At 72.0% G+C, this 23,324-nt stretch carries 21 protein-coding genes; 13 read left to right on the top strand and 8 right to left on the bottom strand.

Annotation, left to right across the window (positions count from 1 at the left end; all coding sequences use genetic code 11):
• Positions 1–20 precede the first annotated feature (20 nt).
• Positions 21–1,823, top strand: a complete 1,803-nt coding sequence (locus G569_RS58035) for a S8 family serine peptidase (protein WP_053226395.1) — start codon at positions 21–23, stop codon at positions 1,821–1,823.
• On the top strand, positions 1,823–2,974 hold the full coding sequence (locus tag G569_RS48625; protein WP_053226396.1) for a putative peptide maturation dehydrogenase: 1,152 nt from the start codon (positions 1,823–1,825) through the stop codon (positions 2,972–2,974). Before G569_RS58035 ends, G569_RS48625 begins: the two co-directional genes overlap by 1 nt.
• On the opposite strand, the gene G569_RS58040 is transcribed toward G569_RS48625, so the two are convergent.
• Positions 2,930–6,247 (bottom strand): ATP-binding protein, encoded by a 3,318-nt coding sequence (locus tag G569_RS58040; protein WP_157592057.1) that lies wholly within the window; start codon positions 6,245–6,247, stop codon positions 2,930–2,932. The two genes, G569_RS48625 and G569_RS58040, sit on opposite strands and share 45 nt — an antisense overlap.
• Before the next feature lie 77 nt (positions 6,248–6,324).
• On the opposite strand from G569_RS58040, the gene G569_RS0115045 reads away from it, so the two are divergent.
• The 3 genes from G569_RS0115045 to G569_RS48640 are packed head-to-tail and all read left to right on the top strand — an operon-like array spanning position 6,325 to position 8,217.
• Positions 6,325–7,503 (top strand): MFS transporter, encoded by a 1,179-nt coding sequence (locus G569_RS0115045; RefSeq protein WP_028064008.1) that lies wholly within the window; start codon positions 6,325–6,327, stop codon positions 7,501–7,503.
• Positions 7,484–7,858: a cupin domain-containing protein gene (locus G569_RS48635; protein ID WP_064750360.1), complete on the top strand. Its 375-nt coding sequence runs from the start codon at positions 7,484–7,486 to the stop codon at positions 7,856–7,858. Before G569_RS0115045 ends, G569_RS48635 begins: the two co-directional genes overlap by 20 nt.
• Positions 7,855–8,217, top strand: coding sequence for a hypothetical protein (locus tag G569_RS48640; RefSeq protein WP_037496655.1), 363 nt, complete (start codon positions 7,855–7,857; stop codon positions 8,215–8,217). The genes G569_RS48635 and G569_RS48640 overlap by 4 nt, the downstream gene beginning before the upstream one ends.
• 64 nt (positions 8,218–8,281) lie before the next feature.
• On the opposite strand, the gene G569_RS48645 is transcribed toward G569_RS48640, so the two are convergent.
• Both G569_RS48645 and G569_RS0115065 read right to left on the bottom strand, forming a co-directional pair.
• The gene (locus G569_RS48645; protein ID WP_037496658.1) at positions 8,282–9,943 is read right to left on the bottom strand and encodes a carbohydrate-binding domain-containing protein; all 1,662 of its coding nucleotides are present in this window, start codon (positions 9,941–9,943) and stop codon (positions 8,282–8,284) included.
• 69 nt (positions 9,944–10,012) lie between these two features.
• The gene (locus tag G569_RS0115065; protein ID WP_028064009.1) at positions 10,013–10,675 is read right to left on the bottom strand and encodes a hypothetical protein; all 663 of its coding nucleotides are present in this window, start codon (positions 10,673–10,675) and stop codon (positions 10,013–10,015) included.
• A gap of 206 nt (positions 10,676–10,881) precedes the next feature.
• Between G569_RS0115065 and G569_RS58045 the strand changes: the two genes are divergently transcribed.
• Genes G569_RS58045 through G569_RS48655 form a run of 3 tightly spaced genes read left to right on the top strand, consistent with a single transcriptional unit; the run spans position 10,882 to position 16,958 of the window.
• Positions 10,882–14,934 (top strand): ThuA domain-containing protein, encoded by a 4,053-nt coding sequence (locus tag G569_RS58045; RefSeq protein ID WP_084284986.1) that lies wholly within the window; start codon positions 10,882–10,884, stop codon positions 14,932–14,934.
• A 5-nt stretch (positions 14,935–14,939) separates the two neighbouring features.
• Complete coding sequence (locus tag G569_RS0115075; protein WP_028064010.1) at positions 14,940–16,313, top strand: sugar phosphate isomerase/epimerase family protein; 1,374 nt, start codon at positions 14,940–14,942, stop codon at positions 16,311–16,313.
• A 51-nt stretch (positions 16,314–16,364) separates the two neighbouring features.
• Positions 16,365–16,958 carry a TetR/AcrR family transcriptional regulator gene (locus G569_RS48655; RefSeq protein WP_037496661.1) on the top strand — a complete coding sequence of 198 codons (594 nt, stop codon included), beginning with the start codon at positions 16,365–16,367 and terminating at the stop codon, positions 16,956–16,958.
• Here G569_RS48655 and G569_RS48660 read toward each other — a convergent pair.
• Positions 16,955–17,497 carry a TetR/AcrR family transcriptional regulator gene (locus tag G569_RS48660; protein WP_037496664.1) on the bottom strand — a complete coding sequence of 181 codons (543 nt, stop codon included), beginning with the start codon at positions 17,495–17,497 and terminating at the stop codon, positions 16,955–16,957. The genes G569_RS48655 and G569_RS48660 overlap by 4 nt on opposite strands.
• Positions 17,498–17,543: 46 nt before the next feature.
• Between G569_RS48660 and G569_RS0115090 the strand changes: the two genes are divergently transcribed.
• Together G569_RS0115090 and G569_RS0115095 are read left to right on the top strand one after the other, a co-directional pair.
• Positions 17,544–18,230: an alpha/beta hydrolase gene (locus G569_RS0115090; RefSeq protein ID WP_028064011.1), complete on the top strand. Its 687-nt coding sequence runs from the start codon at positions 17,544–17,546 to the stop codon at positions 18,228–18,230.
• Positions 18,231–18,239: 9 nt separating this feature from the next.
• Positions 18,240–18,470 (top strand): PLD nuclease N-terminal domain-containing protein, encoded by a 231-nt coding sequence (locus G569_RS0115095; RefSeq protein ID WP_028064012.1) that lies wholly within the window; start codon positions 18,240–18,242, stop codon positions 18,468–18,470.
• On the opposite strand, the gene G569_RS62625 is transcribed toward G569_RS0115095, so the two are convergent.
• A complete protein-coding gene (locus tag G569_RS62625) occupies positions 18,467–19,363 on the bottom strand; it encodes a LysR family transcriptional regulator (RefSeq protein WP_028064013.1) in 897 nt (298 codons plus the stop codon). The two genes, G569_RS0115095 and G569_RS62625, sit on opposite strands and share 4 nt — an antisense overlap.
• A 142-nt stretch (positions 19,364–19,505) precedes the next feature.
• On the opposite strand from G569_RS62625, the gene G569_RS48665 reads away from it, so the two are divergent.
• The 3 genes from G569_RS48665 to G569_RS0115115 are packed head-to-tail and all read left to right on the top strand — an operon-like array spanning position 19,506 to position 21,672.
• On the top strand, positions 19,506–20,972 hold the full coding sequence (locus tag G569_RS48665; protein ID WP_053226416.1) for an MFS transporter: 1,467 nt from the start codon (positions 19,506–19,508) through the stop codon (positions 20,970–20,972).
• Complete coding sequence (locus G569_RS0115110) at positions 20,969–21,166, top strand: DUF302 domain-containing protein (RefSeq protein WP_028064014.1); 198 nt, start codon at positions 20,969–20,971, stop codon at positions 21,164–21,166. Before G569_RS48665 ends, G569_RS0115110 begins: the two co-directional genes overlap by 4 nt.
• Positions 21,163–21,672, top strand: a complete 510-nt coding sequence (locus G569_RS0115115; RefSeq protein ID WP_028064015.1) for a SixA phosphatase family protein — start codon at positions 21,163–21,165, stop codon at positions 21,670–21,672. The genes G569_RS0115110 and G569_RS0115115 overlap by 4 nt, the downstream gene beginning before the upstream one ends.
• Here the strand turns inward: G569_RS0115115 and G569_RS48670 are convergent.
• From G569_RS48670 to G569_RS0115130, 3 genes are read right to left on the bottom strand one after another with little or no spacing between them, the layout of a single operon-like run.
• Entirely contained in the window at positions 21,642–22,523 is an 882-nt protein-coding gene (locus G569_RS48670; RefSeq protein ID WP_084284989.1) for an SDR family oxidoreductase, read from the bottom strand. The genes G569_RS0115115 and G569_RS48670 overlap by 31 nt on opposite strands.
• 9 nt (positions 22,524–22,532) lie before the next feature.
• A complete protein-coding gene (locus G569_RS0115125) occupies positions 22,533–22,865 on the bottom strand; it encodes a hypothetical protein (RefSeq protein ID WP_157592059.1) in 333 nt (110 codons plus the stop codon).
• A gap of 37 nt (positions 22,866–22,902) precedes the next feature.
• Entirely contained in the window at positions 22,903–23,094 is a 192-nt protein-coding gene (locus tag G569_RS0115130; protein WP_157592060.1) for a hypothetical protein, read from the bottom strand.
• Positions 23,095–23,324 lie beyond the last annotated feature (230 nt).

Raw genomic sequence — 23,324 nt, forward strand, 5'->3', positions numbered from 1 at the left:
CACAGAGAGAGGAAGACGCCATGCCGGAGGCCAACGAGATCGTGCTGCCGGACAAGATCGTCGGCTACCTGTCGGTCCGCGGGAAGGATCCGAAGTCCATCCTGCTGCACGACGACCTCTCGAACCTGGACCAGTTCCGCGCGGAGCAGGCCACCCGCGAGCGAGCGGAGGCTGAGATCGCCGAGAAAGGGTTCGACATCCTCACGCGGAGCGACTTCGGCTTCGCCGTGGCCGGCTCGGGCGACGCCTGGCAGACACTCGGCGACATGCAGCTCACCACGTTCGAGCAAGGTCTGTACACACGGGTCGGGCAGGTCAAGAGCGTCACTCAGATCGCGTTCGACGGCCGCGTCGGGCCGGTCACGGCGCGGATTCCGACTGGTTCGGACCTCGGCGAGCTCTTCGACGCGGTGGTCATCGAGCGCCCGCGCTCGGTGCAGGAGGACCCGCCCAGCGCCACGCCGCCGTCCGCTCCCCGGTTCCACCTGCGGGTCCCCGAGGACGTCGCGACGATCCTCGGCGCGCGCGAGGCGCACGAGCGCGGGTTCAAGGGCAAGGACGTGACGGTCGCGATGGTCGACACCGGCTGGTGGAAACACCCGTTCTTCAAGCCGTACACGGTCCTGGAGCCAGAGACCGTGATCCCGGGGACCGATGTCAAGGAGGACCCGCACGGGCATGGCACCGGCGAGTCGGCGAACCTCTTCGCGGTGGCGCCCGAGGCGACGCTGCTGCCGATCCGCGCGGCCAACGACAAGGGCGACTTCGTGGGCGGCCTCGCCGGCTTCATGCTGGCCAAGCAGCGCCTGCTCGAACGCGGCGGCCCCGTCGTGATCTCGAACTCGTGGGGCGGCGACTACCCGTCCTATCCCAGGGTCCCAGGGCTCCCGCACCCCGCCGACCGGATGCTGGAGATCGAGATCCGCGACGCGATCGCCAAGGGGATCGTGGTCGTCTTCGCGGCGGGCAACGGCTCGTTCGGGATGGAGGCGCAGGTCCCGGGCGTCATCGCGGCCGGCGGCGTGTACGCCGACGTCGGCTGGGCGCTCCAGGCGTCCGAGTACGCGAGCGCGTACAGCAGCCCGTGGTACACGGACGCGACCGGCAAGCCGATCACCGTCCCGACGGTCTGCGGCCTGGTCGGGCAGCCGCCGCGTGCCTCGTACCTGATGCTGCCGATCGCGCCCCGCTGCCGGATCGACACCGAGCGCGCGACCGCCGGCCGCGACGACCCGGCCGACGGCACGACCGCGTCCGACGGCTGGGCGCTCTTCTCGGGTACCTCCGCCGCCGCGCCGCAGGTCGCCGGCGCCGTCGCCGTGTTGCGCTCCATCAAGCCGGACAAGAAGCCCGCCGAGATCGCGCGGGCGCTCTCGGACTCGGCGCTGGACATCCGCGTCGGCCACTCGCACCCGAGGTTCGGCGCCGAGGCCGGCGACGGGCACGACCTCGCGACCGGCGCGGGGCTGATCAACGTCGTGGCCGCGGTGGACCGGATCGACCCTCCGGAGCCCGAACCGCCGCTGACGCCGAGGGGCGTCGTCGGCACCACGCCTGACGGGCTCGCCGCCGTGCTCAGCCGGGAGGGGCTGATGGAGCGGTTCCTCGAGCTGCTGGCCACCGACGACCAGTTCCGGGCGGACCTGGAGAAGAACGCGGCGGCGGCGTTGGCCGGCATCGGCGTCAAGGGCCCCGTCGACCTCCGCGAGAAGATCGAGCTCGCGCCGAAGCGGTTGTGCGCGTCGGCGTTGCGCGACTTCAAGGACGGCGAGCCATTCGACGTCGGCAACGAGACGGTGCGCGTGACGTCCATGCTGTCCTGATGCAGGTACAGCGGGCGCGGTTCGCGCTCTTCGACATCGCCGACACGCGCCGGGTCGTCCTCGGGGACACCATCGAGGTGCGTGCCGAGCCCGCCGAGATCGTCGCGCTCGCGCTGCTCACCGGCCGGCGCGAGCGGCTGACGCGCGAGGAGTTCGACGCGCTGTTGCGCGTTCCCGCCGGCGAGACGATCGACGCGGGCGAGATCGGCGAGGAGCTCGCGCGCTCGCTCGTCTCGCGCGGGCTGCTGGTGGACGAGGCCTCGCTCGCGCGTGTGGACGCGTTGCTCGATAGCGGCTGGAACCTCTACGCCGCCGGCTACCACTTCATGACACGCCGCGAGGACGTGGATCTACGGGTGAACCCCGACCACGACGAGTGGTCGCAGGTCGGCAATCCGGAGATGCGTCGCTGGGTCGAGCTGCACGGTCCGGCGCCGCCGCCGTACCACGACCCGGTCCCGGAGGCTCCGCGGACGCCGCTGCCGCGGGTCTCGCGGGCGGGTGGGCTGTTCGACGCGCTCGCGCGGCGGCGCACGACCCGCACGTTCGCCGTCGACGTGCCGATGCGGCTGGAGGACCTCGCGACGATCGCGTCCTGGGTCTTCGGCGCCCGCGGCGAGGCGGAGACCGACCTCGGCGTCACGATCAAGCGCACGAGCCCGTCCGGCGGCTCTCGCCACCCGATCGAGGCGTACGCGCTGGTCTCCGGCGTCGACGGGCTCGCCCCGGGCATCTACCACTACGACGTGCGCGCGAACGCGCTCGCGCGGCTCGAGGCGTTGGAGGCCGGCGAGGTCCGCGAGCTGGCGACGACGTTCGCCTGCGGGCAGGGGTATCTCGGCGACGCGCACGTCAGCTTCGTGCTCACCGCACGCTTCGAACGCGGCTACTGGAAGTACCGCCGGCGGGACGTCGGCTACGCCGCCGTGCTGATGGACGCGGGCCACCTCAGCCAGACGCTCTACCTGCTGGCCGCAGAGCTCGGGCTCGGGGCGTGGGTCACGCTCGCGGTGAACGCGCGCGCGATCGAGGCGCGGCTTGGCCTCGACGGCGTGCGCGAGGGCGTCCTCGCGATGAGCGGCTGCGGCGTGCCGACCGGGGAGCGCTCACCGATCGACATGCCGTTCCGTCAGGGCATCGAGCGCCTCTAGGCCGTGCTCGCGCCAGACCGTGCAGCCGAGCTCGGCGTCGCGGTCGATGCCGGCGCGCAGGTGGGCGATCGCGGCGGCGGTGTCACCCAGCAGCGCGGCGAGCTCGCCCAGGTGGCGGTCGATCGCCCCGTAGCTCATCACCGCCCGGCCGGAGGTCGCGGGGCGGCCGGCGTAGGGCGCGAGCCGGTCGTAGATCCGCTGCGCGTGGGTGCGGTCGCCGAGCAGGACGAGCGCCTGGGCGACCTCGGCCTGCGCGGAGATCCAATTGGCATCGAACGCGAGGTCGTGGCGCATCCACTTCTCGAGCTCCTGCCGCGCCTCGGCGTGACGGCCCAGCCCGGCGAGGGTCCACGCGAGGTAGCACTGGTACGCCGGGCCGGCCGGTGAGTTCTCGACCTTGTCGAGCAGGAACGCCATGTCGGTCTGCTCGTGCTCGCGGCGCTGGCAGTGGATGAGCTCCAGCACCATCCCGGCGAACAGCTCGGCGTTGTCGTCGCCCGCTCGCTCCCCCGCCGCGCGCGCCTCGGCGGCGAGCCGCTCGGCCTCCGCGAACCGCCCGGCGAGCGCCGCTTGCGTCCCCGCCCACAGCGGCGTGTACCACTCGAACGCCGGCAGCCGCAGCTCCTCGGCCAGCCGTGCGTGGCGGGCGATCTCCTCGCGGCAGGCGGGCATGTCGCCGAGCTCGAAGAGATCCACCACGCGCCAGTTGCGCGCCTGCAGCTCGAGGTGCGGCTGCTGGGCGGCGCGGGCGGCGTGGATCATCTCGCCCGCGGTGCGCAGGCGCTCCTCGACGCGGTCGGGGCGCCACAGCGCGACGTGGCGGGCGTTGAGGGCGGCAGCGAGCGCTGAGGCGGGTGCCGTGGCGACCGCCTCCGCGCTCAGCGTCTCGGAGCGGTCGCGGGCGGGCGCGTAGTAGAGCTCGACCGCGAGCCGCGCGTGCAGGCGCGAGCGCAGCGCGGGGTCGGTGGCGATCGCGAGCGCCTCTTCGAGGCGGGCGACGACCTCCTGGTCGAGGCGCACGATCGTGACGCCGAGGCCCGCGTAGCCGAGCGCCGCCTCGGCCAGCAGCGTGGTGTCGCGCGTGCGGCGCGCGAGCCTGGCGGCGGCGGTGAAGCACTCGCGGGCGGCGGTCGGCTCGCCCGCGCGCAGGAGGGCGTCGCCTCGGGCCAGCAGGACCGGGCCCGCGTCGTCCGGCGCGCCGGCGAGCTCCAGCGCCTCGAGCGCGCGGGCGAAGCGCTCCGCCGCGTCCTCGTAGGCGAGCGCCTCCGTTGCTCTGCGGCCGGTGCGCGTGAGCAACTCGGCGGCACGGCGCGCCTCGCCGGCCTCGAAGAGGTGGTGCGCGATCTCCTCGAGGTGACGGCTCTCGCCGAGCGCGGTCAGCGCGTCGGCCGCGCGCCGGTGCAGGCGCGCGCGGCGAAGCGCGTTGAGCTCGTCGTACACGGCCTCGCGCACGAGCGCGTGGGCGAACTCGACGCGCCCGGGCGTCGCCGCGGGCCGCAACAGCCGCGCGCGCAGCAGCTCGTCGAGCGCGGCCTCGGCGACCGCGTCCGCGTCCGCGCGCCCCGCGGCGCCGCCCCGCCCCTCGCCCGCGCGCCCCGCGGCGCCGTCCCGCCCCTCGTCCGCGCGCTCCGCGGCGCCGCCCCGCGCCGCGTCCGCGCGCGCCGCGGCGCCGCCCCGCCCCTCGTCCGCGCGCTCCGCGGCGCCGCCCCGCGCCTCGTCCGCGTCCGCGGTGGGCCCGGCCGGCGGCGCGGTCATCGTCGCCACCACGTGCGGGTCCACCTCGAGCCCGAGGACCGCGGCGGCGGCGATCGCCGTGTTGGCGTCGTCGCTCAGCCGGGCGAGCCGGACGCCGACCGCGTGGCGGACGCTCTCCGGCAGCTCGGCGTTCTCGGTCAGCCCGCGGAGGACCTGCTCGGCGTAGAACGCGTTGCCGTCGGTGCGGGCGTGGACGCGGGCGGCGTCGGCGTCGTCGCCGAGCAGCGCTCGCGCGAGCGCCGCGACGTCCTCCGGCGCGAGGCCGCGCAGGCCGACGCGTTGGAGGGCGCCGTCGCGCTGCAGCTCGGCCAGGGCGCCGGTCAGCGGGCTGTGGCGGCCGAGCTCCGTGTCGCGATAGGTGCCGAGCAGGAGCAGGCCCTGGCGGCGTTCCGAGCGCAGCAGGAAGCTCGTCAACAGCAGCGTCGCGCGGTCGGCCCAGTGGAGGTCGTCGATCACGAGCAGGAGCGGGCGGTCGCCGAGCGCGGCCTCGACCTGGGCGAACAGCCGGGCGCGGGCGCCCGTTCCCGCGTCCGCCCCGGGCTCGAGGACGTGCGCGGCGCCGAGCTGGCGCAGCATCTCCGCGTACGGCTCGAACGGCGCCAGCGGTTCCTCCCCGCAGCGGCCGACGAGGACGCGGGTGCCGCCGTCGAGCACGCCGCGGGCGAAGCGGTGCGCGAGCCGCGTCTTCCCCACCCCGGGCTCGCCGGCGATCAGGACGATCCGGCGCGACGCGTGCTGCTGCGTGTCGCCCCAGGCCGCGTTGAGCAGGGCGAGCTCGTGGGCGCGGCCGACGAAGGCCGCGTCGTGCTCGCGGGCCAGCACGACCGGGGCGGGCGTGGCGACCGAAGGCGTCTGCCGCAGCTCCTCCAGCAGCGCGCGGGTCTCGCGTGACGGGGCGATCGCGAGCGCCGTGCGCAGGCGCTCGGCGAAGCGCTCGCCGGCTTTGAGCGCCGCCGCGCGATCGCCCGCCCGCGCGAGCCGCTCGATCAGGCGGCGGTTGGCGTCCTCGGAGAGCGGGTCCAGCGCCACCTGCTCGCGGGTCAGGCGGACGGCCGCGGCGGGGTCGGCGATGCTGCTCGCGAGCTGTTCGAGCGCCTCGGTCAGCCGCTCCGCGTGGGTGCGGCGGGCCTCATGCGCCCAGTCGTCGTCGAAGTCGTCGAGGATCGGCGTGCCGCATGCCTCCAGCGCGGCGGCGGGGTCGCCGCGGCGGAGCGCGTCCTCGAAACGGCGGACGTCGACGTCGGCGGAAAGGGCGACGGTGTCGCGGGTGGCGACGATGCTGTCGGCCGCCGGGCCGAGCGCGCGGCGCAACTCACTCAACGCGGCGCGCAGGCTGGTGCGGGCGGAGTCGTCGAGGACGTCGGGCCAGAAGCGGGCGGCGAGCGGCGCGCGTGTGTGCGGGTCGGGATGCAGCGCGAGGTACGCGAGCACCGCGCGGGCGCGCCTGGACGCCGGCGCGGGCAGGGCCTCACCCGCGGCCTCGAGCCGCAGGGTGCCGCCGAGCCAGACCCGCAACACGGCGCAACTCTCGCGCATCGCGCCGGTTTCACGCAAGCCGAGCGGTGCGCGAACGGTCGCCGAGGAGGATCGCCCTCATGACCCGCGACCTCCGCCTGCTCGCCGGCGCGGCCGGCCTCTCCGCCCTCGGCGACTTCCTCGCCCTGATCCCGCTGGTGCTGCACGTGCGATCGGCCACGGGGTCGACGTTCGCGGTGTCAGCCGTGTTCTTCGCGCTGTGGGCGCCGGTCGTGCTCGGTGCGGGGCTCGCGGGCGCGATCGTCGACCGCTTCGAGAACCGCGCGCTGCTGATCGGCGTCTCGCTGGTGCAGGCGGCGACCGCTCTCGCCCTGGTCGCGAGCGTCGACACGCTCTGGCTCGTGCTGGTGCTCGTCGCGCTGCTCGGGTTCACGGTCGCGCTCAGCCAGCCGGCCGAGTTCGCGCTCGTCCCCGCCGCCGCCGGCGACGTCCCGCTCTCGCGCGCGAACGGGGCGATGGAGAGCGTGCGCGCGCTCGGCTTCTCCGCCGGTCCGTTGATCGGCGGCGTGCTGGGCGCGGCGGGGCAGTTGCGGCTGGCGCTGGCGATCGACGCGTTGTCGTTCCTCGTCGTCGCCGGCGCGGCCTGCCTGCTGCGTGCGCGCCGCAGGCCGGTGCGCACCGAGCGGGCCCGCGCGGGCGTCGCGTTCCTGGTCGCCGACCGCACGCTGGCGGTGACGCTCGCCGGCGCGATCGCGGCGCTGTGCGTGTTCACGATCTCGGCCACGGCGGAGCCGTTCTTCGTCACCGACGTGCTCGGTGCCGGGAGCTTCGGCTACGGGCTGCTGATCAGCGCCTGGACGGTCGGGATGCTGTTCGGCGCCGCCGGCCTGCCGGGCCGTGTCCCGCCGGGGCGGCTCGCCGTCGTGGCGCTGGGCGCGATCGTCGCGCAGGGCCTCGGCCTCGCGGGCGCCGCGGTGGCGCCCGTGCTGTGGACGGCACTGATCGGCTTCGCGTTCGGCGGCGTCGCCCACGGCTTGAAGAACGTCCTACTGCGCACGCTGATCCACGAGCGCGTGCCCGAGGCGCTGCGGGGCCGCGCGTTCGCCGCCTACAACGGCGCCCGCAACGGCGCCGAGCTGGGAGCGCTCGCGCTCGGCGGCGTCGTCGTCGGGGCGTTCGGCGCCCGCACCGGGCTGCTCGTCTCCGGGGTCGGCCCGGCGGCGATCGGCCTCGCCTGTCTGCTCTACCTCAACCACACCCTCGAAGGGAGCATCGTCCATGCACGCGTCCAGAGCTGACCTGACCGCGATGGTCTTCGGCGACTACGAAGGCCGGACCGTCGACTGGGACTCGATGCGGTTCGCGTTCGAGTCGATGCCCGCCCACTTCCCGCCGGACGCGTCCCCGTTCGCCGGCCTGCCCGACGACCGCTGCCAGTGCCCTCACTGGGGCTACGTGCTGAGCGGGTCGTTCCGCGTGTCCTACCTGGACGGACCGGACGAGATCGTCACGGCGGGCGAGGCGTACCACCTGCGCCCGGGCCATTTCGTCCAGACGCTCGAGCCGGTGGAGCTGATCGAGCTCAGCCCGGTCCGCGCGCATGACATGACGATGGCCGCGATCACCCGCAACCTGGCGGGGGCGACGTCATGACCGCGATCGATGACCTGCCGACCATCTGGGACGGGTTCGCGAAGCTCGTCGGCGCCGGCCTCGGGATCACCGCCTTCGGCGTGAACATCATGGAGCTGCCGCCGGACTACACGACCGCTTCCCACGACGAGGCCGAGACCGGTCAGCAGGAGCTCTACGTCGCCTTGAGCGGCGCGGGCGCCGTGCTGGTCGACGGCGTTCCGCAGGCGCTCGACGCCGACCACCTCGTGGCGGTTGACGCGGGCGTGGCGCGGGTACTGACGTCAGGCCCCGCGGGGCTGCGGGTCCTGTGTGTCGGCGGCGTCCCCGGCGGGGTGTACGTCCGCCCGGCGTGGGCCGAGGAGGCTGTCGCCGGCTAGCCCCGGGGGGTGGGCGACGGGAAGGTCCACCACGGACCTCCATGTCGCCCACCCCCTTGCGAACTCACGCGATCGTGCAGGTCTGGGCGGTCGTGTCGATCGTCAGCGTGCGGTTCGTGAAGCGGCGGGCCCATGTGGGTGAGCCCGTCGTGTGGCGGGTGGCCTCGAGCGGTGCGCCGAGGTCGAGCTCGAACACCGGGTCCCACGCCAGCGGGGCGGAGCCGTAGGCGGTCTGATTGGTGATCAGGACCTTGTCGCGCTCGCCCATGATCGCCGCCGCGCAGAAGGCGTAGCGGGTCAGCGTGGTCGAGTGGACGATGCCGAGGTAGGTGCGACCGGCGGCGATCGCGCGGCGCATGCTCGCGTACTCGTTCTCGATCTCGCCGATCCCCTGGCCGGCGCCGCCGCCCCACGTGAGGAACCACTCGTTCAGGCCGCCGGAGGCGACGTCGGCGACGGCGTTCATGTCCGGCTCCTGCGGCCAGTTGCCGATGTTGGGGATGACGGTGCCGCCCTTGGTCGTGGCGATCGCGGTGGTCACCGTGCGCATCAGCGGGACCACGGCGCGGTTGATCCAGTCGCTCGCGCTCGTGTAGCCGTCGATCGTGTAGCCGAGGTTGCGCCACGCGTTCACGTCGTCGGCGAAGATGCCCTGCCAGTTGCGGGTGCCCCACTTCGCCTTCAGCGCAGCGACGTAGGCGTCGGCGACGCCGGGCTTGCCGAGGTCGACGAGCCAGCTCGAGCCGCCCCACGGGTTGGGGATCTTGGCGCCGTTGCGGGTCGCCCACCAGCCCTTGGCCTCGACCGTCGCCGCGTCGAGCACGCTCGCCACGCAGCACGGGTCGCCGGCGACGCCGAAGTCGACGTAGAAGTAGGCCTGGCCGGCCGGGCGATTGAGGTGGTACGCGTCGGCGGCGGCGTAAGAGTCGGAGCTGTGCGCGATGAAGACGTCCGTCTTCGCGCTGTCGGTGAGGGCGTTGAAGGCCGATGCCACGTCGCTGTTGGTCCAGAGGTGGCGCACGGAGAAGCCAGGCGTGGGCGTCGCGGTCGGCGTGGGCGTGGGGGTCGCGCTGGGCGTGGGGGTCGCGGTGGGCGTGGGCGTCGCGGTGGGCGTGGGCGTGGCGGTCGGCGACGGCGTCGCGGTCGCTGTGGGCGTGGGCGTCGCGGTGGGCGTGGGGGTCGCGCTGGGCGTGGGCGTGGCGGTCGGCGACGGCGTCGCGGTCGCCGCGGGCGTGGGCGTCCCGGTCGCGATCGGCGTCGGCACGGCGAGCGTCGACACGTCCAGGTAGAGCCTGCGGTTGCACCTCGAGCTCGTGCGGTCGTTCGTGTACGCCAGCGTGAGCGTGCGAGTCCCCGTGGCGATCGACCTCGTGACCACGTAGGTCGACCACGTCGTGGCGCTCACGGAGAACGTACCGACGGTCGAGCCGTCCACCTTCACGGCCAGCGCGGGAGCGCCGAGGCATTGGTCGCCCTTGGCGCGCACGGTGACGCTCGTCGCCGAGCTCGGCAGGTTGACCTTGGCGGAGACCGAGCCGTTGCCCGACAACATGACGTCACGACCGCCGCTGGCCGTCGCATCCGTCTTGATCGTGCCTGCTGCTGACATCGCCTCCGCTTCCAGCGTGACGAGACCGGTGGCCGAGTACGCGCGCTCGATCGGTCCCGACGCAAGCGCCGCGACGCCGAGAACCAGCGCGCCGACCAAGCGCGTAGTTCCGTTCATGCGTTAACACGTCGGGACGATCGCCGGCGGCGAACACCCGGTCCACACCCCAACGGGGGATGTTCGCGATCAGACGCGGGGTGCGAGCGCGGGGTCGGCCACGAGGTGGCTGACCGGCACGTCGAGCTCCTCCCGCAGCCGCTCGAGGATCCCGGCCTCGAGCCAGTTGGACCGCTGTGGAGGCAGCGTCGAGATCAGGACCTCGTCGGCACGCGAGCGCCGCAACTCGTCCTCGATCGCGCCGAGCGCGGCGTTCGGATCGCCGACGCGCCCGGTCATCGCCACGCCCTGGGCGTCGGCCCACGCCAGGACGTCGCCGAGCCGGGTCCGCGCGTCCTCGTACTCACGATCGATGTCCGAGGCGATGTAGTGCGCCCGCGAGGCGAGGATCGGCGCGACGAGGTGCAACTCGTCGCCTCGGCGCGCGTGCTCGAGCAACTTGTCGCGCAACTCGTCCGTCCCGAGCGTCCGGTTGGCGACGACCAACACGCGCCGCCGGTTGGAGGACCCGAAGCGCCGGCCGTCGGCCGCGGCCTCTCGCAGCGGGCGCCGCCGGTCCGGATCGACCGTCGCGAACTCCCAGATCAACCCGCCCGCGACCGCGCCGACCAGCAGCGCGATACCCACCAGCGGGCTGACGAGCGCGCCCAGAGCCGCCGCGGCGATGATGACCGCCGTGCTGCCGACCACGATGTGGAAGGCGTCGGCTTCTGATCGAACCGGGTTGCGCATACGAACATTCCGCGCGCTGAGTACCACCGAATGTATGCCCGTGTCGGCGCGGCGTCAACCCACCCGTTTTGGAGCCGGGCGACAGACCTTTCGTCGGCTGCTTGACGAAACGACCTACTGTCAGTAGGTTGCCTCTCACGCCCGCCGGCCGGCAGTGCGCGCCGGCCGCGCGGGACAGCAGAACAGAGGAGAGGAACACGTTGTCGATGCGACTTGCCAGGTCACTGGCAGGCCTGTCTGCGTGCGCGCTCGTCGCGCTCCCGGCAGGCGCATCCCAGGCGGCCACGCCTTCCACCAAGGTGCGGTCGATCAGCTCGCCGCCCAAGACGGCCGTGACGCCGGGGGCGAAACTGACCGTCTCCGGACGGCTGACGAACCAGACGCGCAAGAGCGCGAGAGCGCGCGTCACGCTGACGCTGCGCAAGACCAAGACCGGGCGCGCGACGACGCTCGGAGCCAAGAGCACCGCCCGCATCAAGGCGGGCAGGACCGCGCGTTACTCGCTGAAGGTCACGCTGCCGAAGTCACTCGCCGACGGCAGCTACTACCTGCGCGCCTGCGCCCGTGTCGGCACGCGTGCCACGGACTGCCGCTACGCCACCCGCAAGCTCAAGCTGGCGACACGCAAGCCGGCACCGACCACCCCCGCCCCGCTCCCGGCGCCCGGTCCCACGACCGGCCCGAAGTTCGACGTCCTCGCCTTCGGCCCGAACGGCCCGGGCGTCGACGCGCTGAAGGACCTGGCCAAGGACGGCGGCTTCAAGGTCACCCAGAGCGATGACCCCACGATCTTCGCGCGGCTGAAGGACTTCCGCGCGGTCGTCCTGCTCGGTGACATCGGCTCGCCGCTGAACGCCGCGCAGGAGTCCGCCTTCGAGGCCTACTACAAGGACGGCGGCGGCCTGCTGGCCGTCGGCTCCGCGATCGAGTCCGAGCCGCAGTGGTCCTACCTGACCCAGCTGCTCGGCACCCGCGCCGATGGCGCGCCCGTGCAGGCCGAGGCCACGATCAAGGTCGCCGACCGCGTGCACGAGGCGAGCAAGTCGCTGCCCGAGTACTGGAAGCGCAGCGACCGCTTCTACAACTTCAAGGACAACGTCCGCGGCCTCGCACATGTGCTCGCGACCGTGGACGAGAACACCTACGCCGGCGGCAAGATGAAGGCGCTCGCCGATCATCCGATCGCCTGGTGCAAGGACTACCAGGGCGGTCGCGCCTTCTACACGAACGCCGGCGCCAACGGCGACTTCTCCGGCACCGACATCCGCCGCCACCTCGCGGGCGCGATCCAGTGGACCGCAGGCGAGGCCGATCCCGTCTACAGCGACTGCGGCGCGACCGTGCTGGCCAACTACCAGCAGGTCAAGATGTCCGACAACACCGTCGCCGGCAGCCCCGGCCTGCGGGAGCCGATCGGCTTCGACGTCCTCCCCGACGGCCGCCTGCTGCAGACCGCCCGCGGCGGCGAGCTGCGCCTGCACGACCCGAAGGACGGCAGCTCGAAGGTCGTCGCCACGCTGCCGGTCTACACCAACTCCGAGGACGGCCTCTACGGCCCCGCGGTCGACAACGACTTCGCGTCCAACAAGTGGGTGTACCTCTACTACGCACCGCAGACCGTCACCAACGTCAAGCAGTCCGACGGCACGGTGCGGACGATCACGACGCCGCCGAACAGCAGCGCGCCCACGACCGCGCCGTCGCTGAGCGCGTGGGACGACTACGTCGGCTACTTCCAGCTCAGCCGCTTCAAGTTCGTCGACGGCGCCGACCCGCACCTCGACCTGAGCACCGAACAGAAGATCCTGCGGGTCAGCAACAACCGCGGCGCGTGTTGCCACGTGGCGGGTGACATCGACTTCGACAAGCACAACAACCTGTGGCTCGTCACCGGCGATGACACGCCCTCGGGCGGCGGCAACTCGGGCGGCTTCTCGCCCCACAACGACATGAAGACCGACGAGACGCAGACCGTCACCCCGTCGGGCGCCTTCACGCTGACCTTCGACGGCCAGACGACCACTGCGCCGCTCACGGCGAACGCGACGGCCACCGAGATCCGGACGGCGCTCGAGGGCCTGTCGAACATCGACCCCGGCGACGTCATCGTCACCGGCACGACCGTGCAGTTCGACGGCCGCTACGCGCAGCGCGACGTGCCGCAGATGACCGCGACCGGCGCGACCGTCGCCACCACCCAGCAGGGCAACTGGTTCCAGGCGCCGTACGTCGACGCCCGCCGCAGCGCAGGCAACACGAACGACCTGCGCGGCAAGGTCCTGCGCATCCACGTCAACGCGAACGGCAGCTACACGTCACCGGCGGGGAACCTGTTCCCGGAGGCACAGGACGCGGGCGACCGGACGCGGCCGGAGATCTACGCGATGGGCTTCCGCAACCCGTTCCGGATCCAGGTCGACCAGAACGACGTCGCGTACGTGACGGACTACTCGCCCGACTCCAACGTGCCCGAGCAGTACCGGGGCCCGGCGGGGACCGGGCGCGTCGAGGTGGTGCGCAAGGCGTCCAACTACGGCTGGCCGCTGTGCTATTCGCCGAACCTCCCGTACTACCGCTGGAACTTCAACACCACCAAGCCGTTGGACTCGCCGCCCGAGGCGTACGAGTGCGGCAACCCCGAGGGCGGTCCGGAGAACCGGTCGCGCTGGAACACCGGTCAGACGGTCGACCCGGCGTCGGAGCCGGGCCGCGTCAACGTCCCGCCGGTCGCCCAGCCGGACATCTGGTATTCGTACCGCGACAACGCCAACCCCCCGCTCGGCACCCCGTGCCTGGCGTCCTACAACGAGTCCGGCGCGGCGTCCTGCCCGCAGCTCTTCCCCGAGCTCTACACCACCGGTGTGGCACCGCATGGCGCCGCGCCCTACCACTACGACGCGAGCAACCCGAGCGCGACGAAGTTCCCGCCGTACTACGACGGGGCGTTCATCCTCGGCGAGTTCAACGTCGACACGCTGCGCGAGGTCCGCGTCGACGCGAACAACCGGATCTTCAAGATCAACCGCTTCCTCGACTGCGGAGCGGCGCTCTCGAAGACCTCCCCGTTCCCGTTCGAGTGCGACAACCCGATGGACATGCAGTTCGCCGCGGACGGCAACTACTACCTGCTGACCTACGGCGACGGGTTCTTCCAGTCCAACCCGGACGCCGGTCTGTACCGGTGGGAGTACGTCAAGGGCAAGCGCGCGCCGCAGGCGACGCTGAACGCGACGCCCACGAATGGCATCGCGCCGCTGAACGTGCAGTTCTCGAGCGACGGCTCGCGTGACCCGGACCCGGGTGACTCGATCCGCTTCGCGTGGGACTTCGACGGCAACGGCACGGTCGACTCGACCGACCCGAACCCGTCGCACGTCTACACCGCCAACGGCATCTACGCCGCCAAGCTGACCGTCACCGACTCGGCCGGCAAGACCGACACCAAGACGGTCCAGATCATCGTCGGCAACACCGCGCCGACGATCACCATCACGACCCCGCTCGACGGCGACTTCTTCGAGTGGGGCGACACGATCCCGTACACGGTCACGGCCTCCGATCCCGAGGACGGACCGATCGACTGCTCGCGGGTCACCGTGACGTTCGTGCTCGTGCACGACACGCACGGCCACGCGGAGGAGGCCAAGACGGGCTGCAGCGGCACGCTGCACACGCTGGCCGAGGACGCGTCGCACGGCGGCTACATCGCGGGTGGCATCAGCGCCACCTACACCGACAAGGGCTCGGGTGGCATGCCGGCGCTCTCCGCGACCGACCAGCACGTGGTGCAGCTGCGCCGCCAGCAGGTCGAGTACGCGCAGGACCAGGAGGGCACGGGCACCGTCGCCGCCGGCGAGGCCGATCCGGGCGGCGGACAGGCGCGCAACAGCCTCGATCCGGGCGACTGGATCGCGATCAACCGCGCCGTGAACCTCGAGCACATGGACAAGCAGATCACGCTGCGCTTCGCGGGGCCGGACAGCTTCCCGCCGTTCATCCCGGTGACCCCGGTGGGGACGGAGCTGGCCGACGTCGAGGTCCGTGATGGCAGCCCGACCGGCCCGGTCCTGACGACCGTGCGCCTGAAGGCGACCGGCAACACGAGCACGTTCCAGAACTTCAGCGCGCCGCTGAGCTTCACCGGCTCCAAGCGCCTGTACCTGGTGTTCAAGCAGATCCCCAACGGCCCTGTCATCCCGTTCATCGGCTATGGGGCGCTCAACTGGGTCTCGTTCTCCGGGACCGGAACGAAGGAGTAGACGAAGTGAGAAGGACGACCCTCGCGCTCGCCACCTTGGCGGCGTCCGCGGTGATCGCGGCCACGCCGGCGGCGCAGGCGCAGACGCCGCCGTCGTGCAACGGCACGATCCCCAAGGACAAGATCAGCTTCCAGCTGTACAACTACCTCGTGCCGGTGTTCGGGGCGATCCCGCTCGGCAACGGCCAGTTCTTCCCGCCCGGCGGCACACCCAACACGCCGGAGCAGATGCAGGTGGCGCTCAAGAACGTGTTCGCCCAGCTCTCGGCCGACGGCTTCAAGTCGTTCGAGAACTTCAACGGCACGTTCGGCTACACCGACGCGCAGTACCGCCAGCTGTTCGAGAGCTATGGCATGCACGCCGTCGCCGACCACGGCGCGGTCGACACCGCGACGTGGGACGCGCGGCTGAACCAGGCGCAGGCGCTCGGCCTGAAGTACGTCGGCTCCGGCGGCTGGCCCGCCGGCACCGACATGAACACCGTCGAGGGCGCGCTGAATATGGCGAACGTCCTCAATCAGCTCGGCACCAAGGCGCGGGCGAAGGGCCTGTGGGTCTACGGCCACAACCACGTCGACGAGTTCGCCAAGAAGCTCTCCTACGACGTGACGGGTGACGGCGTGCCGGAGCAGGTGCCGGCGCTGGAGGTCGTGATCCGCAACACCGATCCGTCGCTGGTGACGTTCGAGATCGACGTCCACTGGGCGCTCGAGGGGCTCAAGTACAACACCGACGAGCTCGTCGCCTTCCTGCGCAAGTACTCCAAGCGCATCTCGATGCTGCACGTGAAGGGCTCCAACCCGAGCGGCGGCACGCAGCCGACGCCCGCGTTGGACTTCGGCCGCCTGACCGATGCCGGCGGCCCGCAGGACACGACGGACTGGAAGCGCATCTTCGAGGCCGCGGCCGACGTCGACTACTACCACTGGGAGTACGACCAGTCGCCCGACCCGTTCGCGTCCGCGAAGGTCTCGTACAACCTGATGAACTGCTTGCAGTTCGGCAAGGTCCGCGACGAGTCCGGCGGGGTCGGCGGCACGGTGCCGGCGACGCTCTCCCTGACGCTCGGCGCGTCCGCGTCCTTCGGCGCGTTCACGCCGGGTGTGGACAAGGACTACACCGCCTCGACGACCGCGAACGTCATCTCGACCGCGGGTGACGCGGCGCTGACGTATTCCGACCCAGGTCGTCTGACCAACGGCACGTTCTCGCTGCCGTCGCCGCTCGAGGTGACGTTGTCGAAGGCCGCCTGGACCGCCCCGGTGTCAAACGACGTGGTCACCGTCGGCTTCAAGCAGCACATCGGTGCCAATGACGCTCTGCGCACCGGTTCGTACAGCAAGACGCTGACGTTCACGCTGTCGACCACCACGCCGTAAGCGGACCGCGCCGGTCGCCATTCGGCGGCCGGCGCGTACGCTTGTTCACCAATGGCCGCCACGCGACCGCGCACCACCACGCCTGAAGGCCGCGAGCAGCGGGAGCGGATCCTGCGCGCCGCGCTGCGCCTGTTCACCGCCCAGGGGTTCCGGGGCGCGTCGCTGGACGCGGTCGCGGCCGAGGTCGGCATCAGCCGCCAGGGCGTCCTGCACTACTTCCCGTCCAAGACGCTCCTGCTGCTCGGCGTCCTCGACCTGCGCGACGAGACCTCCATCGCCCGCGCCGAGGAGCGCCACGAGACGGACTTCGCGGACGGCCTGATCGGCGTCGTCGCCGACAACCAGCGCGAGCCCGACCTCGTCCGCCTCTACACCGTGCTCGCCGCCGAGAGCGTCGCGCCGGAGCACCCCGGCCACGACCATTTCCAGGAGCGCTACCGAGGCGTCCGCGCCGCGCTCGCGCACGGCATCGACGAGGCCCAGCAGGCGGGCGAGCTCGACGCCGGGATCGACGCCGTCCACCTCGCCACGCTGCTGACCGCTGTGATGGACGGGCTCCAGCTGCAGTTCCTGCTCGACCCCGAGTCCGTGGACATGGTCGAGCCGCTCACCGCGCTGCTCACGCTGCTGCGGGCTCCGCGCTAGCCGATCGTCGCCAGGAAGTCGTGGAACGCCTGGTCGGTGCGGGCGGCGTCGCCGGTGGCGTCGAGGTCCATGAGCAGACCGCGGATGACGGCGAGCACGACGGTGGCGAGCTCGGGGCGACCCACGGTCGCCATGCCCTGCTCGAGCGGCGCGAGCCAATCGGTGGTCGCGGCGTGGCGGAACCCGGGCCAGAGCGGTTCGCCGGCGGTGTCGTGGAGCCGGCCGAACATACGCAGATACGGGCGCCCGTGCGGGCCCGTCATCGCCGACCACGCGTGGCTCAGGGTCGCCGCGTAGGGCTCCTCGGGGCGGACGCGCAGCAGGTCGGTGAACGCCTCGAGCTGGCGCCGGCGCGCCTGTCCGAGGATCTCGCGGAGCAGGCCGTCGCGGGTCTTGAAGTGGTAGATCAGCATCCGGTTCGAGGTGCCGGCGGCGGTCGCCAGCGGCCCGAGCCGGTCGGGCAGCCCGTGCTCGAGCGCGTAGTCGGTGCACGCGTCGAGCAGTCGCTGCCTGATCTGCGGTTGCGGGTGCCGTCCCACGGGCGCACTTTTTCACGTAACGTTTGGTTCGTCTACTGTCGGGACGATGAGAGTCGTCTTCGTACATGGGGCGTGCGTCAAGGACGGGTCGTGGTGGTGGCACCCGACCGCGGAGCTGCTCGCCGAGCGCGGCGTCGCGAGCGAGGCGCCGGCCCTGCCGAGTTGCGGTGAGACCGGTGAGCCGCTCGGCGGACTGAGCGAGGACGTCGCCGCCGTCCGGGCGATCCTGACGGCGAGCGACGAGCCGACGGTCGTGGTCGCCCACTCCTACGGCGGCATCGTCGCCGCCGAAGCCGCCGCGGGTGTCGACAGCGTGCGCCACGGACTGCTGGTCGCGAGCTACCTGGCCGAGATCGGGGAGAGCCTCTCCTCGTTCGGCAGCGGGGAGCCCGCTCCCTACCTCGATCTCGATCCCGAGGGCGGCACGTTCACCGTGTTCGCGGAGACGCTGGCCGACACGTTCTTGCGGGACTGCGATCCGGAGCTCCAGCGGGCCGCCCTGGAGCGAACCGCGCGTCAGAACCTGGCGGTCGTCGGAGCGCCGGTGCGCTCGACCGCCTGGCCGCACGTGGCGACGACGTACCTCGTCTGCGGCGAGGACCGCGGCACGCCCGCCCAACGACAACGCGAGTTCGCTCGCCGGGCGGACCGCGTCGTGGAGCTCGCCGCCGGTCACCACCCGTTCCTCTCGCAGCCGGAGGCCGTCCGCGACCTGGTGCTGAGCCTGGCGTAGGCTGTTCGCATGGCGCCACGTCCCAAGAAGCGCTGGAGCGAGCTCTCGAGCGGTCAACGTACGGCCATCCTCGGGGCGGGCACGGTCCAGCTCGCTCTCCATCTCGCCGCGCTCGTGGACCTGCGGCGCCGTCCGGCCGCCGAGATCAGCGGCAGCAAACGGGTCTGGGTGGCGCTGTCCTTCGTGAACTTCATCGGACCGCTCGCGTACTTCGCGTTCGGGCGACGTTCGCGGAGTTAGTCGACGGCGCGCCCGAGCCAGTTCCAGAACGCGCGCGCCGGCCCTTGGAGCGCCGGACGCGTGCGGCGCACGGCGCGCAATGAACGATGCAGCTGGGCATCCGCGACCGGGATCGCGACGAGCGTTCCCGCGGTGATCTCCGTCGCGACCGTCCGCTCCGAGATCAGGGCGAAGCCGCCGGCGAGGACAGCGCGCTTGAGCGACTCGGCACTCGCGAGCTCCATCTCGGGCTGTAACTCGACACCGGCGGCGGCAAGCGCGTCGGTGACCACGGCGCGGGTGCCTGAGCCCTCTTCGCGGGTGAAGTACGAATCGCTGCGAAGCGCCTGGACCGGCACGGATGACCGGCGGGCCCACGGGTGACCGGCGGCGACGACCGCGACGATCTCGTCGTGGGCGACGACGAGCTCCGCGAGGCCGCGGGTTCGGGTCGGCGGACCCTCGACGAAGCCGATGTCGCACTCGCCGTCGCGGACGGCCCGGATCACCTGCTCGCTGTTGGTCACGGTCGCGGCGACGTGACAGCGTGGGCTGGTGGCGCGGAAGGCGGCCAGCCACTCGGGCAGCAGCGTCTCGCCGATCGTCCGGCTGGCGTGCAGCCGTAGCACCTGCAGCTCGTGGGGCGAGCGCAGCGCTGCCTCGGCGCGCGCGAGCACGGCCAGCGCCTCGCGTGCCAGCGGGTAGAGCACCAACCCGTCCGGCGTGGGTTGGACGCCCGCCGGTCCGCGCTGGAGAAGCGGACGCCCGACGCGCCGCTCGAGCGCCTGGATGCGCTTGGTCGCCGCCGACTGCGTCAGCTGCAGCGAGTCCGCGGCGCCCTGCACCGTGCCCGACTCGACCGCGGTGACGAACGCGGCCAGTTCCCGGCCCGGGAGCGGATCCGCGAGTGACATTCCAGGACGGAATACTACGCCCGCGATCGGACTGGCGACGACACGGCCACGGGCGGACCATCGAACCATGTCCGCACTCGCCGCTCTCAGCCCTCTCCGCGTCGCTTCTCCGTCGCGGAGCCGCACCCTCGTCTTGACCGCGATGGTGTTCGCGGTCGCGATGACGTTCATCGACCAGACGATCGTCGCCATCGCGATCCCGGACATCCAGCGCGAGTTGTCGCTGTCGGCCACGGGCTCGCAATGGGTCATCAACGGCTATCTGCTGTCGCTGTCGGCGCTGTTCGCCCTCGGCGGCAAGCTCGGCGACGTCCTCGGTCGCCGGCGCATGGTCAGCTTCGGGGTGATCGGCTTCGCGGTCGCCTCGGCCTTGGCCGGCATCACTCCGAGCGGCGGCGTCGCCGAGGCGTGGATCATCTCCGTGCGAGTGCTCCAGGGGGCCGGCGCGGCGCTGCTGTTCCCCGCGGCGGTCGGGATCGTCGCCGCGGCGTTCCCGCAGCGCGAGCGCGGCCGGGCGATGGCGATCTTCTTCGGCGTCGCGGGTGGCATGACCGCCATCGGCCCGATCGCCGGCGGCTATCTGACCGAGTGGACCTGGCGCTCGATCTTCTGGATCAACATCCCCGTGGCGATCGTCGCGCTCGCGCTGATCCGCCGCGCCGTCGAGGACACCGAGATCCGCCGCGAGCGACTGGACTACCGCGCCACGGCGCTCATCACGGGCGCGATGGCGCTGATCGTGCTCGGCCTTCAGCAGTCCGCCGCCTGGGGCTGGGGCAACGCGGCAACGTGGGGCGCTCTCGCGGCCGGCGCGCTGCTCGGACTGGCGTTCGTCCGGCGCGAGCTGAGCGGGGCGAACCCGTTGCTGCGACTGCAGATCTTCCGCGAGCGCGCCTTCGCCGCCGACACCGCGGTCCTGGGGCTGATGTCGGTGGTGTTCATCCCGTTCTTCTTCTTCGCCAGCATCTACGCGCAGGTCTCGCTCGGCGCGACAGCGACCGACGCCGGCCTGTACGTCCTGTACTTCTTCCTCGGCTACGTCGTCATGTCCCAGCTCGGCGGTCGGATCCTCGACCGGCGCGGCGCGCGCCCCGCGATCGTGCTCGGCAGCGCGATCAGCGCGCTGGGGTTCTACCTGCTCGCCGGCCGGCTCACCGATCTCTCGCTCAGCGACCAGTGGCTGTTCGTCGCGATCGCCGGCGGCGGGATCGGCCTGATGCTCACCCCGGCAAGCACCGACGCGTTGAACCGCGCCTCGAACGCGGCCTACAGCGAAGTCACCGGCATCACCCAGACCGCGCGCAACTTCGGCGCCAGCCTGGGCCTCGCGGTGCTCGGAGCGATCCTCGTCACGCAGACCGACGCCAACGTCACCCGCGCGCTCACCGCCGACGGCGTCCCCGCAGACGTCGCCCACCGCGTCGCCTCCTCCTTCGGCAGCGTCGCGGCGCATGCCGGGGGCCAGCCGTCCGCGCTCGTGCACGACGTCCAGCTCGCGTTCGCGCACTCCACCCAGACCGTGTTCTATGTCATGGCCGGCGTGATGACGGCGACCTTCCTGCTCTCACTCGTCTGGGTCCCACGCGTGAAGGAACAAGAGGAACGATGAACGACCAGATCGTCACCAAACTCAGCTCCAGGCCGGTACCCGTCGAGCGCCTGTCCGATGAGATCGCCGCGCGGGGACTGACGCTGTTCGCGGTGATCGACCACAGCGGCGAGGCGCACGCCGCCGGGCTCGAGTTGCGCGACACCGAGCTCGTGATCTTCGGCAGCCCGCTCGCCGACGCGGCGCTCCGATGACGCCGTCCGTGCTGTACCTGCTGCGCCACGCGAAGTCGAGCTGGGCGGACCCGGCGCTCGCCGATCACGACCGCCCGCTCGCCGCGCGCGGACGGCGGGCCGCCGCGGCGATCGCCGCTCACATGGCCGAGCGCGAGATCGTTCCCGACCTCGTCCTGTGCTCGACGTCGCTCCGGACGCGCGAGACCTACGAGCGGCTCGAGGCGGTGCTGGCGGGGGCGCCGGTGCGTTACGAGCGCCGCGTGTATGCGGCGAGCGCCTCGGAGTTGCTCGAGCTGCTGCGCGCGGTGCCCGACGAGATCGGCAGCGTGCTGCTGATCGGCCACAACCCGGGGATCGAAGAGCTCGCGCTGGCCGTCGCGCGGCCTTCCCCCACGCGAGACGATCTCCAAGCGAAGTTCCCGACCGGTGCGCTCGCCACCCTCGAGCTCTCGCGCTGGTCCGAGCTCGCGCCGGGCTGCGGGAGCCTGGTCGACTACGTGCGGCCGCGTGATCTCGCGTCCTGACGCGTCCACGGGTCATCCGCGTACCACGGGTCGTTCCACTGGTCGCGAACGTCGTCCTCGGCGCGATGGGCGAAGCCGGCGATCGCGCCTCCGTCGACCTTGAGATCGATGCCCGTGATGAAGCTCGCTTCAGGTCCGGACAGGAAGTCGATCGCGGCGGCGATCTCCTCCGGGCTGGCGGGGCGGTTGATCGCGGCCGTGCTCTCCAGGCGCTTGGCACCGGCCGCGCGCTCGAGCTCGCCCATGGGTGTCGCGATCAGCCCAGGAGACACCGTCACGAGGCGTGCGTGGCGGCCCGCCCAGTCGTGCGCCCGCTGCTCGCAGAGGAGCATCACGCCGCGCTTCGAGAGCGCGTAGCCCACGCCGGGGCGTTCGAGCGACACACGCGCCTGGACCCGATCCAGGAACCCCGGATCGCGCGGATCGGCGAGCAGGTCGTCATGCGCGTCGAGGCTCGCACGATGACCGGAGATCGACGCGACGCACACCGCGCACCCGCCGGGTGCGATCGCGGGAAGGAAGGCATCGAGCACGATCGCCGTCCCGACGAGGTTCACGTTCAAGATCGTGCGGGCGTCGGCCATGCTCGGCGAGAGCCCGCTGGTGTGGACGACACGTTCGATCGGACCGAGCGCTCCTGCGACCGCGACCAGGCGGTCGACCGCGTCGGGCACGGTGACCTCGCAGACGACCGGCGTCACGTCGGCGTCGAGTGCCGCGACGGCGTCCTCCAGCGCCGAAGCGCGCAGATCGGCGATGACGACGGCGTGGGTCCGGGCGAAACGGCGCGCCGTCGCCAGCCCCACCCCACCCGCACCGCCGGTGATGACCACGACTCCCCGATCGTCCATGGCTGATTTCTACCATACGTTTGGTGGAGCACCGCGCCGACGTCGACCGGCAGCGACGCCTACGGCGAGCAGCGCGACGAAGATCGGCGTCGCCGGCACCGCGAGGAACAGCATCGGCAACGGCTCATAGAGGTCGTCGCGGTCGAACGGCGGAAAGCCGACCGCCCACAGCACGTCGCCGACGAAGACGCCACCGAGCACCGCCGCGGCGAGCCACAGCGCGCGCCAACCCCGCACCTTGAGCCCCGCGTACAAACACAGGGCCACCACCGCGAGCTCAGCCGCGACCGCGACCCACGCATAGTCGACGCAGACCACGCAAGCCGCGAGAGCGATCGCCAAGCCGTACCGACCCACATGCTCGGGAATACCCGAAACGTCAGGGCGAGGAGCGCGGGAGATACAGCATCACCAACGTCCCGCTGATGAACGTCGCGATTCCCGCAATCTGAGCGAGGAGGTCCAGCCCGGCGCCCAGGCCGACGATCAACGCGATGGCGCAGATCCCGAGCAGGATCCGCAGGTGAAGGTGGTGCGCACGAAACCAGCGGTCGAGTGGGTGATCGCGCATCTCGGGCATTGTCGCGAGAACCATTTTCCGGTGTCGTCGTCACTGCGGACGACGGCAAGATCCGCCTTGGGAATGACGACTTGACGAGGCGATTCTGCAGGTCGGGGCACCGGCCGGTTAGCCACACCTGACCCGGTGAGGCAGCACCCGGGCGACGGTATTTCCGGCGCGGCAAGGTCGCTCTTGCACATAGACGACGAGCGCGAGCAGACGCACCTGCACGGCCGCGA

Source organism: Solirubrobacter soli DSM 22325, assembly GCF_000423665.1.
In the GTDB taxonomy this organism is placed as follows: domain Bacteria; phylum Actinomycetota; class Thermoleophilia; order Solirubrobacterales; family Solirubrobacteraceae; genus Solirubrobacter; species Solirubrobacter soli.

Coding starts and splice junctions, on each gene's coding strand:
- G569_RS58045 (WP_084284986.1), top strand. CDS start 10,882: ATGCGACTTGCCAGGTCACTGGCAGGCCTGTCTGCGTGCGCGCTCGTC.
- G569_RS48645 (WP_037496658.1), bottom strand. CDS start 9,943: ATGAACGGAACTACGCGCTTGGTCGGCGCGCTGGTTCTCGGCGTCGCG.
- G569_RS48665 (WP_053226416.1), top strand. CDS start 19,506: ATGGTGTTCGCGGTCGCGATGACGTTCATCGACCAGACGATCGTCGCC.
- G569_RS0115130 (WP_157592060.1), bottom strand. CDS start 23,094: ATGCGCGATCACCCACTCGACCGCTGGTTTCGTGCGCACCACCTTCAC.
- G569_RS0115110 (WP_028064014.1), top strand. CDS start 20,969: ATGAACGACCAGATCGTCACCAAACTCAGCTCCAGGCCGGTACCCGTC.
- G569_RS0115095 (WP_028064012.1), top strand. CDS start 18,240: ATGGCGCCACGTCCCAAGAAGCGCTGGAGCGAGCTCTCGAGCGGTCAA.
- G569_RS48625 (WP_053226396.1), top strand. CDS start 1,823: ATGCAGGTACAGCGGGCGCGGTTCGCGCTCTTCGACATCGCCGACACG.
- G569_RS0115090 (WP_028064011.1), top strand. CDS start 17,544: ATGAGAGTCGTCTTCGTACATGGGGCGTGCGTCAAGGACGGGTCGTGG.
- G569_RS0115115 (WP_028064015.1), top strand. CDS start 21,163: ATGACGCCGTCCGTGCTGTACCTGCTGCGCCACGCGAAGTCGAGCTGG.
- G569_RS0115045 (WP_028064008.1), top strand. CDS start 6,325: ATGACCCGCGACCTCCGCCTGCTCGCCGGCGCGGCCGGCCTCTCCGCC.
- G569_RS0115065 (WP_028064009.1), bottom strand. CDS start 10,675: ATGCGCAACCCGGTTCGATCAGAAGCCGACGCCTTCCACATCGTGGTC.
- G569_RS48655 (WP_037496661.1), top strand. CDS start 16,365: ATGGCCGCCACGCGACCGCGCACCACCACGCCTGAAGGCCGCGAGCAG.
- G569_RS48635 (WP_064750360.1), top strand. CDS start 7,484: ATGCACGCGTCCAGAGCTGACCTGACCGCGATGGTCTTCGGCGACTAC.
- G569_RS48670 (WP_084284989.1), bottom strand. CDS start 22,523: ATGGACGATCGGGGAGTCGTGGTCATCACCGGCGGTGCGGGTGGGGTG.
- G569_RS48640 (WP_037496655.1), top strand. CDS start 7,855: ATGACCGCGATCGATGACCTGCCGACCATCTGGGACGGGTTCGCGAAG.
- G569_RS58035 (WP_053226395.1), top strand. CDS start 21: ATGCCGGAGGCCAACGAGATCGTGCTGCCGGACAAGATCGTCGGCTAC.
- G569_RS62625 (WP_028064013.1), bottom strand. CDS start 19,363: ATGTCACTCGCGGATCCGCTCCCGGGCCGGGAACTGGCCGCGTTCGTC.